At 33.1% G+C, this 12,099-nt stretch carries 10 protein-coding genes; all 10 read right to left on the bottom strand.

The genetic code is table 11. The features are described from left to right. Nucleotides 1–52 precede the first annotated feature (52 nt). The gene (gene ltrA / locus ABC346_RS20110) at nt 53–1,312 is read right to left on the bottom strand and encodes a group II intron reverse transcriptase/maturase (RefSeq protein ID WP_105101349.1); all 1,260 of its coding nucleotides are present in this window, start codon (nt 1,310–1,312) and stop codon (nt 53–55) included. 595 nt (nt 1,313–1,907) lie between these two features. Next, nucleotides 1,908–2,888 (bottom strand): amino acid kinase family protein, encoded by a 981-nt coding sequence (locus ABC346_RS20105; RefSeq protein ID WP_317958622.1) that lies wholly within the window; start codon nt 2,886–2,888, stop codon nt 1,908–1,910. Continuing rightward, nucleotides 2,885–4,498, bottom strand: coding sequence for a class I tRNA ligase family protein (locus ABC346_RS20100; protein WP_317958623.1), 1,614 nt, complete (start codon nt 4,496–4,498; stop codon nt 2,885–2,887). Before ABC346_RS20100 ends, ABC346_RS20105 begins: the two co-directional genes overlap by 4 nt. Nucleotides 4,499–4,511: 13 nt before the next feature. Then, on the bottom strand, nt 4,512–5,330 hold the full coding sequence (locus ABC346_RS20095) for a cupin domain-containing protein (protein ID WP_317958624.1): 819 nt from the start codon (nt 5,328–5,330) through the stop codon (nt 4,512–4,514). 15 nt (nt 5,331–5,345) lie between these two features. Continuing rightward, a complete protein-coding gene (locus ABC346_RS20090; RefSeq protein WP_317958625.1) occupies nt 5,346–6,419 on the bottom strand; it encodes an ABC transporter substrate-binding protein in 1,074 nt (357 codons plus the stop codon). Continuing rightward, on the bottom strand, nt 6,412–7,500 hold the full coding sequence (locus ABC346_RS20085; protein ID WP_317958626.1) for an SIS domain-containing protein: 1,089 nt from the start codon (nt 7,498–7,500) through the stop codon (nt 6,412–6,414). Before ABC346_RS20085 ends, ABC346_RS20090 begins: the two co-directional genes overlap by 8 nt. A gap of 26 nt (nt 7,501–7,526) precedes the next feature. Beyond that, nucleotides 7,527–8,690 (bottom strand): NAD(P)/FAD-dependent oxidoreductase, encoded by a 1,164-nt coding sequence (locus ABC346_RS20080; protein ID WP_317958627.1) that lies wholly within the window; start codon nt 8,688–8,690, stop codon nt 7,527–7,529. Between the two features lies 1 nt (nt 8,691). Further along, the gene (locus tag ABC346_RS20075) at nt 8,692–9,969 is read right to left on the bottom strand and encodes an aminotransferase class III-fold pyridoxal phosphate-dependent enzyme (protein ID WP_317958628.1); all 1,278 of its coding nucleotides are present in this window, start codon (nt 9,967–9,969) and stop codon (nt 8,692–8,694) included. Next, nucleotides 9,966–11,270 (bottom strand): SidA/IucD/PvdA family monooxygenase, encoded by a 1,305-nt coding sequence (locus ABC346_RS20070; protein WP_317958629.1) that lies wholly within the window; start codon nt 11,268–11,270, stop codon nt 9,966–9,968. Before ABC346_RS20070 ends, ABC346_RS20075 begins: the two co-directional genes overlap by 4 nt. Further along, on the bottom strand, nt 11,251–11,919 hold the full coding sequence (locus ABC346_RS20065; protein ID WP_317958630.1) for a helix-turn-helix domain-containing protein: 669 nt from the start codon (nt 11,917–11,919) through the stop codon (nt 11,251–11,253). Before ABC346_RS20065 ends, ABC346_RS20070 begins: the two co-directional genes overlap by 20 nt. Between the last annotated feature and the right edge of the window lie 180 nt (nt 11,920–12,099).

The raw sequence follows: 12,099 nt of genomic DNA, 5'->3' as shown, positions 1-12,099 counted from the left end.
ACCCCCGTCCTCTCACACCACCGTACGTACCGTTCGGTATACGGCGGTTCAATTAAGTATTACGAATAAATTCATACCTTTGATACAGACTTTTGAGCCCTAGTCTACTCCAATAGGAGTTGCCTAGGGTTCTGCTTAAGATTGGACTCTTGGAGATACGCCAATAATTCTTTCTGGTGTTTCCCCATTCGTATGCTTTGTGGTCAGGAACACCCAAGCTAATCAGCTTTCGGACTTTTGTCCGTGGAAGCTTCCATTGTTTCCACATACACATGCGCAATCTTCTTCTTATCCACTTATCGAACTCCTCAAACTTTGAAGGTGTCTCCGCTAAAGCGTAATACCCGCACCAACCCATCAGGTATTTGTTTAATTTCTCAATTCTTACTTCCATAGGAAATGGCTTGGAACGTGAAGTTATTTCCCTGATTTTCTGTTTTAGACGCATAATACTTTCTTTTGCGATTCTAATTTTTGGATTCTTTCCATTGGTGAAACTAAAACCAAGAAACTTACGTTTCCAAGGCCGGTCCACTGCTGATTTCTCTTTATTTACTTTCAAGCGAAGTTTCTCTTCGATAAATGTAGTAATGGAATTCATTACACGATTCCCAGCTTTCTTTGTTCTCACATAGATGTTGCAGTCATCCGCATAACGAACGAAACGTAGCCCACGCTCCTCCAGCTCCTTATCTAAATCATCTAATATAATGTTAGAAAGAAGAGGGCTCAACGGCCCGCCTTGCGGAGTGCCTTCTTCGGAGCTAACTACTATCCCATTTATCATGACGCCAGATTGTAGGTATTTCCGAATAAGCCGAAGCAGTTCCTTATCCTTGATGCGCTTCGCTAAAACACCCATGAGCTTATCATGGTTCACCTTATCAAAGAATTTCTCTAGGTCCATATCAATTACCCATCTGTATCCTTCTTTAATAAACCCCCTTGCCTTCCTCACAGCGTCATGTCCTCGACGGTTGGACCTGAATCCATAGCTATGTTCTGAGAAGGAGGGGTCAAAAATTGTATGAAGCACTTGGGCAATAGCCTGTTGAATGAAACGATCCGTCACGGTTGGAATACCTAACATCCGAACTCCTCCGCTTGGTTTCGGGATTTCGACACGGCGGACAGGAGAAGGTGTATAGGTTCCTTTCCTCAAGTTCTCCCGAAGGGAATCCCAGTTATCATAGAGATGTCTTCGTAGGAATTTTACGGACATTTCATCTATGCCATGACTTCCTTTATTTCGTTCGACTCGCTTTAGTGCGAGAATGAGATTGTCCCGTGACAGAATTTGGTTCATCAACATACTTGGGTTTCCTTTCTTCGTGAATGTGACGTTCTATTTGTGCAAGTTCCACTCCACCCTTCCAAAGTCCCCTGTAGATTCACTACGTCCTCCTTTGGATAAGCCCTTCCGGGTTGTCTGTGTCTGCATGAAATCTTAACGCCTAGTGTCACATTTCTCCTTAATTGTTCCGTCCTTCCCCTTACATTCTCGAGTATGCAGGGTACTATGACTTCTGCTGACTTCTGACCGTTCAGCCATCCATTGCTGAATGGGTTACCAAGAGTGCTTGGCGTTTCGATCAGACCTCCCCGGGTAAGAATGCAGTCTTTCCCTTCATCAATCTGCTTCATTTACTCTGTACCAACTTTGGCAGAAAGGACTTTGTTTTGTTATGCAAACTCATCCATTGATACCTAGCCTCATATGAAGTTCGTGTTCCTCAGACCGAAGGTTTGCCGTCCGCTTCCTTCAGATTCCATGTCGCCACGGACACCCTTGCGTTAGGCTAACTGTTACTTCTGCCTTCACAGTTCGGGACTCTCACCCTATAGACTGCACCCATGCCGGGCACACATAAAAAACTCATACCTTATAAGGCATGAGTTTTAAATTGTTATGTGAAATTATCGTGAAACAATTTCAAACACTTATTCACACTATTTTTTGGTAGTATTAATTCTACCTTGTCCTGAAAAAATGATAAAGATTGAATGTTCATATCATAATACAATATATAACTATGAAGTTCTTTATTTTTGTTCAAATCCTTACCAATTATTGTGACTTTTTGTCTTATTGCATCCATATCATTAGTAGTGATACAAACAATTTCACCGGGTTTTAAATTTGTGTCTGAATGTTGACCTATGGTTGTTTCTTTTTCCCCTTTCAATGTTTTAATCTTTATGATAACGTTATTTTTTTTAGCCCACCTTATGGCTTCAGGGTGAATAACCTTTCCACCACTATTCGCTATTTTTAGAGCTAAATTATAATCTAGACTTTTTAAAGTTTTAGCAGATTGTAAAATTTTTGGATCTGTTGTCATAATCCCAGGAACATCAGTATATATATCTAGTTGATTCGCATTGAAAAAGCTGGAAAGTGCAGCAGCAGTAACATCACTTCCCCCTCTACTAAGAAGTGTAATATCACCATCTTTTGTATTACCTTGAAAGCCCGATATAATCGGAATATAGCCTTTACTTAGTAAATTTTCAATTTTTTTACCGTCTATATTTATGATATGTGAATCCAAATGACTATTTGAAGTAATTATACCTGCTTCCCTACCTGTTAAAGCAATTGCCTTAAAGCCGTGCTCATTTAAGAAAGAGCTTAAAATTACACTGGATATAACTTCTCCACAGGAGGAGATTAAAGCTACTTCTCGAGTTGAAATATCACTATATTTTATATGTCTTAATAATGTATCTGTAGAATAAGGATCTCCTAATCTTCCTATCGCAGAAACCACAATGAGGAGATTATTCTCTTTTTCATGTTCTTTAGCTATCACCTTTCTTATCTTTTCTTTATCATACCGTGTGCGTAAGGAAGTTCCTCCAAACTTTAGAACTTTTAAATTATTCATGTTGTTCTCCTATAATGTACTGGAAAGAAAAACTGTGTCTCATTGCCAATCTCTGGACACGTATGAAGTTCCAATATATTCTTCCATAATAAATCTAAAGGTCTTGCTCCTAAATTACGTATTAATTTCTTTGAAAAATTTGGCATTATAGGATAAGCAAAAATTGCTAAAGAAGTTAATAGATAGCTAAAATCTGATAAATAATGCTTATATAAATTATAGTCTGATTGACTCGAAGGTAAAACTTTCTCGTTCCAAAAACTTTTTAGTGAATCAATATAATCATTTAACTCAATAGCAGCTTTTCTTAAGCTAAATCGGTTTAATTCGTAGTATTTCTCTAAGTTATTTTTAGTTCTTTCTACGATACATGAAGCTTGATACTGTAATTGTTTATTTTTTGGTATTAAGCCATTAAATTCATTATTAATAGTTTCTGTGAAACTATTAATTACCACTTCCCATTTTTCCACCATTTTATTATTTACTTCGTAGAATTTATCCAGAGAAAAATTAGTTTGCATATGCTCAGGATTTGTTAAAGACAAATAGAATCTTAAATTATCTGATGGTATATCTCTCAATATGTCTTCTCCCCACAAGGCATGATTTTGACTAGTTGAGAATTTTTTATCCTCGAGTAAATAAAAATAATTAGTAATAATGTGTTCAGGTAGCAAAGTGCCTTCATCAAGTGCAAATGCACTAGCAAGGTGTAAAAAGGAATTAAAAAAACTATTGTCAAAACCAAGAAACTGAACTAAAGTATGATTACCTTGATAATCCAAGTATGAATCTTTATATATATTGTCTGACTCTACACTTTCAAGGATACCGGGATACATTTCAAACCATACATTAATAACTTGTCCTTGAAACTCTGATAATGGAACTGGAATTCCCCAATTTGCTGGGTAGGTAATCGGATAATCAGGTATATTTTTTGACGTTATATATTTACAATATTCAATTAATTGCTCTCTCCAAGTGTCCCTTGAAGAATAGAATTCTATTAACTCCTTTTTGTAATCATTTACCGGAAAAAAGAGGCCGGTATATTGGGTAGTATTAGGAACAGAATTACATACAGTACATTTAGGGTCAATCAACTCAATAGGATCATTTATCTGTCCACATGCTTCACATAAATTTCCTGATGATTTACTTCTGCAATATGGACACACACCTTTAACAAAAGATTCAAACAAGTGAATCTCACATGAATCGCAAAATAATATCTCTTTAGTCTTTTCTTTTAATTTTCCGTTATTATACAGTTTTAAAAAAAATGATTGAACGTATTTAATGTGTTTATCATTACCTAACGGATTCTTATATAAATCAATATCAATATCAGCAGAACTTAAAGTATTTTTAATAATTCTATTGTTTACTTTTACTAAATCCACTGGATCCACACTTTTATTGTTTGCAGTTGTAGGAACATAACTTTGATGGTCATCTCCATAAGTAATATAAGTAATATCATGTCCTTGCATTTTCTTGAACCTTGTGTAAATGTCAGCAGCCAAATAAGGCCCAGCTAAATGTCCAATATGAAGATCGCCATTAGGTGTAGGGGGGGTAGCAGTAACATATATTTTATCCATCTAACTCCTCCTTTTATTCTTTCCAATGTTTATTTTCTAGTGCGTATTGTTCAACTCCAACGGCCCCCCACCAAATAGCTAAGAATTTAAGGTCTTTTTTTCCGCTATTATAAAGAGAATGTACAGAAAATGGTTCAAAATAAATTACATCATCTGAATATACATTTTCTTTTGGTTCATTATCCACACTTATTACACCTTCCCCTTCTAAGATGATAAAGGTTTCTTCTTCATCGTGACAATGCGGCTCCGTCGACTTCCCAGGGGGAACAATTATAAGACCTGAACCAAATGGAGAATTTAAGCTAGCTTCCCAAGGATAAATCCTTCTTAGTAAGGACCCATATTCATTTTTATAACTTTCTGGATTATACTTCTGTAGATTGATACTCGTTTTTTTAGTTCGTTTTAAGGCTCTATCTAGATATCTACTTACAATTTCCTTTGGATAATGCTGAGATAAAGCTAGTTTCACACCTTCAAAATATGATAATGCAGGCTCTGATACTTCCTCTACAACTAATGGCGCCATAATATATGCAGTAACTTTTTTATCGTATATATAGATTTCTTTTTGTTTTAATTGATATCCATAATCATTTTCTTTAATTATATCAATTTGATCTTCATTTATATCAAATGCTATACCTAGTACCTCTCCTCCAGTTTTTTCAATTACTGTCGAAGTTCCACCGTTAAAGTCTGGATGAAAGCCAGTGAAAGTATAAATATGGTCTTTAAGAGTTGCTTTAGAATAGCTATTCCAAGAAACCAAATCATTTTTAGCAGTTTCTAAATTACATGTTAGACCAAAAGAAAATAAAGTCGGCATATTATATCTCTCCTATCAAAATATATGAAAATTTTCGTTTTTTATTTTATAAACATCCCATGTGAAATCTAATATATCTCCATTTGGCGAAAAAGAAATCTTTTCGAGATTATCAATTTTCACTCCGTTTTTCAGAGTATAGATTAACTTCTTGTATCCATATTTTTTTAATATAGGTATATTTGTAAGAAGCAATTTAGTAGCTAAATAGCTTGTTACTGAATATGCACCAGGACCTATTAATGCTTTTTCTTTATATTTTTTAGTGAATTCATTATAATCCAATCCAAATAGTTCTCGTCCCGTAGAAATAGTGTATAGGTTCATATTCATGTTTTTAGAGATAAGAAATGGAAAATCTGCTACAAATACATCGTCCCCAAAAATAACTTCTCCTCGAAAACTTTGTTCACTTAATATTTTTAAAAGTTGGAGAGCTCCTTCGTAAGTCCCTGCATATAATACAGTTTGATTGGACTTTATAGATAACGAATCTGTACTATTTAATATTTCTTTATCAATAAGAAGTCCATTTTCATTTGATTTTTTTTCTAGCAAGGTAGATAGTTGCTGTCCATAGTTATTTTCCTGATAAATAATTTTAAGAGATTTCTTGTTTGAAAATGATGTAGCTAATTTAATCATCTCTTCTGCCATATCATTGTCTTTACCACAAAATCTTAACAAGTTATCATATCCTTGTTTTGTAAGATCAGGATGTGTTGTCCCTGTTGCGAAAAAAGGGATGCCTATATCCGAATATACAGTTGCTGCTGCAAGTGATTGATTAGCACTCAAATGACCTATTACCGCATTTGCTCCCCTATTTATTAACTGATTAGCTGCTTTTTTACTCGATTCATACGAAAATGAACTATCTTCCCACAATAACTCAATATTGTAATCTCTTTCTTTATTTTTTAGATATTCTTCAACAGCAAGGTGTACACCTGAATATAACTCTCTTGTATGCCCTCCATAATTAGCACTGAATCCAATCCGAAAAATTTCTTTATTAGTTTTTTGCTTTGGGATTATGTTACAAACATTCATAGGTTCAATAGGTTTAATTACTAATTTATTATTCATACGCTTCACGAGCTTTCTTATAAGATGTTTGATCTCTTCGTATATAATCAGGGTTAAGCTCTTGGTTTACAGAAATATAATAACTCAATAGTTGCAATGGTATCATGTACACTATAGGTACTAATAACTCATGAAAATGAGGCAACTTAAATATATAATCTGAACTATCAACATTACTTTTTTCAGTAGTAACAAGTAGTGTTTTACATCCAATATTTTTAGTTGCTTTAAAAAGATCATTTAGTCTCGAGTCTAAATTATTATTGCTATTAACTACAATAATCCCAGTGTATTTGTCACACATAACCAATGGACCATGAAATAATTGTTCTACATCCATAAAAGTTGTTGGAGTATAATGTACTTCACCAAACTTTAACGAAGTTTCAGCTGCTGTACTTATCGTACTGTCACTGCCGGATATAAGATAAAAGTTACTATCGATTTTCTTTGATAGATCTTTAATTTCACTTCTTTGTTTTAAGACATTATCAACTAAAGAAGGTAACTGTATTGATAAAGAATTGATAATATCACTGGTTGTAATAAATCCCATTTTTTTTGCAAGCTTCCCCATTATAATTAACATCAAAAAAGAACTGAGGGAAAAAGTAATAGTATGAGCTAAAGATTTATCATTTTTATAACCATAAGTTAAAACAAAGTTGGATATTTTAGCGCATCTACTATCAGCGTCACCTGTAACTAATATAGTTTTACATTTTCTCTCATTAGCAAACCTTAGACAGTCAAAAGTAGCTTTGGTATCTCCTGAATGCGAAAAAGCAATTATTGTATCTTCACTATTTAAATCATAATTTGGAGACATTAATTCTCGAGCAGGTATAGAATAAAATTTATTATCTCTTCTAAATATCATTTGACTAAAACTAAAACTAGAAAGAGCAGAATTATAAGATGTACCACAGCCAACAAGAAAAATTCTACTACTATTTTTTAATACTTCTAAAATTTCGTCATGATTTTTAAATTTAGATGATAAGAAAAGCTTCTTTAAATATTCTGGTTGTAACATAATTTCGTCATACATATGAAATGGATGTTGCAATCGATCTTCCATATTTAAACTCCTTTCATATTTGCTAACTACATAAAATTGTATAAAGTATCTGTTAAAAAGATACTTTTTTTATATCTTTTGAACCTATCAGGTCTGTAATACTCAAGGGTTTTTAAATGTATATCTTTGTAAACTTCCTCTGACACATACCTGCCAATCGCAGGCGCTATTTTGTATCCTCCACCACTAAAGCCAACAGCTAAATATAATCCGTCTATGCCTGGTGAACCAATAACAGGATGAAGGTCTGGTGTGTAACTGTCAAAACCTATGCGGCCACCAAGGATATTTGCCTCTTCTAAGGCAGGAAATCTTCTTGCAGCTCTTTGAATAGCTTCTTTTGCTTCCTCTAAATGAACAAATCTATTTAAACTGTGCTTGTTGGAACCACAAACAGATGACTTAATTCCTATCAAAATTCTTCCATCTTTAAATGGCCTCATATAAGTATCAGAGGTGTCATCAATATAAGAGTGGGATAGGATTTTATTATTACCCTTTGGTTTTACAAAAACTACTCCTAAACGTTTTGTATATAGCGGTATGTCTAACTCTAAATTTTTTAAGAGTTTCTTGCTCCAAAAGTTAGATGCAAGAATTACTTTGTCCGCATAAAATTTAGCGAACCTTGTTTTAACTCCAACAACTTTATTGTTATTAATAATTAATTGTTCAACTTCTGTCCCTTCCATCAGGTCTATACCATGATTTAAAGCGCCCTCAAGGAATGAGAGACTAGTTTTTGTTGGATCTCCGTATCCTCCTAATGGTTCATGACAAACTGCCCCTACTTCGCTGTCATCAAAAAAATCTGGTTCGAAATTTTTATAATCTTTTGGTGAAAATATCTGGAAGGGCAAGTTAAAATTTTTCATAAATTGTACATTTTTATTTAGACTATCTAGATGTTTCTTTCCTACAACTAAAGAAAAACCTATCGAATCATAACCGAATTTCATATTTTTGTTCAATATAAGGTCTCTATAAATTTTAAGACTTTCAGAAGCAAGCTGTTGGTTGGGCCTATTTGTATGATGTACTCTTAATAACCCCCCAGAAATACTTGTAGCACCTATAGGTGGTTTTCCTTTTTCACATAGTAATACTTTTAAATTTGAGTTTTTAGTAAGAAAATAAGCAATACTTGAGCCGATTACTCCTCCACCAACAATTATTGTGTCATATTTCATTTTATCTACCCAAACTTTGCTTTAATGCTATTTCAAAAATTTTTAAACTTCTATCTATATCACTTTTTTTAGTGGTAAGAGGAGGTATCCATCTAATTACTTGGTTGTAAGGTCCACACGTTAAAAGTATCAATCCTTTTGAAAGACAATTTTTTCTAACCTTTTCTGCTATATAAGTTCCTGACTGGCCGTCTTCTTCTATCAATTCACACCCAATCATTAATCCTTTACCCCGAACATCTATAACGTTAGGGTGCTTATTTTTTATATTTTGTAACTTATCTAACAAATAATTACCTATATCTTCCGAGTTATGAACTAACTTCTCTTCTTCTAATACTTTAATAGTTTCAACTGCAGCAGCAATTGATAAAGGATTAGGTGCGTAAGTACCACCATGAGAACCAGTCACCCACTTATCCATTAACTTTTTGTTTGCTACTATTCCACTAAGAGGTAACCCTGATGCAATTCCTTTTGCAATTACTAAGATATCGGGCTTAACCTTAAAATGTTCAAATGCAAAATATTTTCCTGTTCTTCCAAAGCCAGTTTGAATTTCATCAAAAATTAAAAGTATATTATACTTATCACATATATTTCTAATTCCCTGGATAAATGATTTAGGCGGAACCACATATCCTCCTTCTCCTAAAATCGGTTCTATAATCATTGCTGCAGTTTCTTCAGGTGATGTTTGAGTGTTAAGTATATGCTCTAATTCATCCAGACAATGCTTAACCCTCTGTTCACTGTTCTCATTTGAATGTTGTTTAAAATATGGATGAGGACTTACAAATACACCCGACATTAACGGTTGATATCCAGAACGATATACAGATTTTGCAGTAGTTAGTGATAATGCGCCTATTGATCTGCCATGGTAACCTCCTTGAAAACAAATAATATTAGGTTTCCCCGTTGCGTGTCTAACTAATTTAATTGCACTTTCAACTGCTTCACTACCACTATTTGAAAAGAACATACAGTTTAGTTCATCTGGCAGTATTTTTTTAATTGAACTAGCTAGTTCATCTATCATAGAGTTATATAATATTGTTGTTTGTCCATGTAACAACTTTTCGGATTGTTTTTTAATTGCATTAACTACTCTGGGGTGACAATGTCCAGTGTTGGTAACGCCAATACCGGAAGTGAAATCAATATATTTTTTCCCTTTTCGATCGTATAAGAATATACCTTCACCATAATCCACATCAATATTTGTAAAAAGTGGCCAAACTTTCGAAACACTATCTGAATAACTTTTTAAACTCATAGCACAACACCTTTTTCAGCTAACTTATTTTTATCTATAGAATCAAGTATTCTTTGTGCTTTTGTGGCCATCATAGTAAATGAAGCAGCATCACCTATGCCATGCGTTCTCTCTGTTAGACCATTTAAATAAATATTCGCTTTTACATTAGATGTTGTTTCTACCCTATAATCTTGAGATACCGATATACTATTATCATTACTAAATTTAATGTATTCTTTCATAGGCTCAAGAACTTCAGGATATTTTTCTTCATAGAATCCTGTACACAAAATAATATAATTCGTATCTATAGACCCTTCCTCACCACTATAGATATCTTTAAAGTTTAATGAATAAAAATTATGTCCTGAAGAAACAGAATTAATTTCTTTACAACGATGTAGCTTTATCTGCTCTTCCCCTCTAATTTTATCTTCATAAATTTTCCAGTATAGTGCTTCACTAACATCGTTATCTACCGCGGAGTAATTTGTATGCTTTATCTGTTCGAATAATTTATCACGCTTCTCTTGACTTAAAGAATAGAAATAATTTGTAAAATCAGGAAAGAAAACTTCATTGGTAAAATGTCCTAACTCATATAGACGAAAACCCGTATGTCTTATAACTGAATTAATTTTTGAATTTGGAAATTTATTGGCTAAGTAAAGCATTATTTCTACAGAATTTTGTCCAGAACCTACGATTGTGAAGGAAGGGCTATCTTGTTCATCTATATTTTTAATAGTACTTTTGAATTTACTAGCATGAATTACTTTATCCCCGACTTTATCCTTAAAGATATTTGGAATAAATGGTTTTCTTCCTGAATTAAGAATTATGTTTTTAGTTGTATATATATTTTCTTTATTATTAAGTGTATCTTTAGTATGAACTCTAAGCCCCTCTACTTCATTGTTTTCAAATAATGGCTCTATTAGTTTAACTTCTTCATTATAAAGTGCATTATTATCTACTTGTTTAGCCACCCATTGTACATAATCTGACCATTCAGTCCGGCTTGGAATACCTAATAAGCCGAATGAGAACACCCTCCCTTTCTCAAATAAATAATTTGAAAAAGTATACTTACTACGAGGGTTCCTTGGAGTAGCAAAGTCTCTTAAGAAATGATGTTGAATATCTGTACCTGGTAATAACATTTCTGGCATCCAGGCCGAGCTTGGATTTTGCTCTAAAAATAACCTATTGTAGTTATTCTCCTTACTATATTCTTCTTGGTCTTTTATTGCAGTTTCTAAAGCTATTCCTGCGGGACCGAACCCTACACCTATAAGATCATAATATTTTTTTTGCATCTTTATCCTCCTTGTTAAAAAAATGATAGCGCTTTCTGTAATCTGATGGATTAATTCCAACTTCCTTCTTAAATACTTTTGAGAAGTATGACAGATTTGTGTAACCTATTGCCATACATACTTCAGTAACTGTATATCCTTTTTGTAATAATTGCTTTCCTTTTGAAATTCTTAATTTAATGAGGTAATCTTTAAAACCAACCCCCATTACTTCACTAAAGAATCGTGAAAAATAGGAAGTATTTAAAAATAAATGGTTTGAAACTTTTTTTAAGTTGAGGTCTGAATCTTGTAGATTTTTTTCAATATAAATTAGAGCTTCAATTATCTTATCGTTACTTATATGAGTTAGCTCATTAAAATCAATCTGGACATTGATTATGTTAAATACTAATTCGAAAATATCATCTTTAGGAACTCTACTAACTCTTATTAACGGGATGTGTTGTTGTTCGAATTTCTTAAATACAGACTCCCCATCATTAGTATCCCCTTCTAAAACTATTAGCATCTTGTAATCTCTAATTTTTTTGTTTTTGAAGAAACTAAAATCGTTAATTAATATAACTTTGAGTTTCTTTAGAAAAAATTTTTCTTTGTTGTCAAAAATATTGTTTGAATCATGTAGAACTGTAAACTTTACCCCCAAGTTACATCCTCCTTTAACTACACCCCCCAATAATATATTAGAACTTAAGATTTTTTGTTGTAATAACTACCCATGTTTTAATCTTAAATTAGTAAAAGTCCTAATGCTTTGGTTTTTTTTACCAATATTTTGTTTAATTCTACATTTTGTAAATATTTGTAGAAATCAATTAGTTATCTA

The sequence above is a fragment of the Oceanobacillus phoenicis genome (assembly GCF_047238145.1).
Classification (GTDB): Bacteria; Bacillota; Bacilli; order Bacillales; family Amphibacillaceae; genus Oceanobacillus.
This window is presented reverse-complemented; position numbering and strand designations above follow the sequence as displayed.

What these genes read in the sequence shown, in the direction of transcription:
- ABC346_RS20100 (WP_317958623.1), bottom strand. Translation starts at nt 4,498, where the DNA reads ATGGATAAAATATATGTTACTGCTACCCCCCCTACACCTAATGGCGAT.
- ABC346_RS20080 (WP_317958627.1), bottom strand. Translation starts at nt 8,690, where the DNA reads ATGAAATATGACACAATAATTGTTGGTGGAGGAGTAATCGGCTCAAGT.
- ABC346_RS20095 (WP_317958624.1), bottom strand. Translation starts at nt 5,330, where the DNA reads ATGCCGACTTTATTTTCTTTTGGTCTAACATGTAATTTAGAAACTGCT.
- ABC346_RS20085 (WP_317958626.1), bottom strand. Translation starts at nt 7,500, where the DNA reads ATGGAAGATCGATTGCAACATCCATTTCATATGTATGACGAAATTATG.
- ABC346_RS20090 (WP_317958625.1), bottom strand. Translation starts at nt 6,419, where the DNA reads ATGAATAATAAATTAGTAATTAAACCTATTGAACCTATGAATGTTTGT.
- ABC346_RS20105 (WP_317958622.1), bottom strand. Translation starts at nt 2,888, where the DNA reads ATGAATAATTTAAAAGTTCTAAAGTTTGGAGGAACTTCCTTACGCACA.
- ltrA (WP_105101349.1), bottom strand. Translation starts at nt 1,312, where the DNA reads ATGTTGATGAACCAAATTCTGTCACGGGACAATCTCATTCTCGCACTA.
- ABC346_RS20070 (WP_317958629.1), bottom strand. Translation starts at nt 11,270, where the DNA reads ATGCAAAAAAAATATTATGATCTTATAGGTGTAGGGTTCGGTCCCGCA.
- ABC346_RS20075 (WP_317958628.1), bottom strand. Translation starts at nt 9,969, where the DNA reads ATGAGTTTAAAAAGTTATTCAGATAGTGTTTCGAAAGTTTGGCCACTT.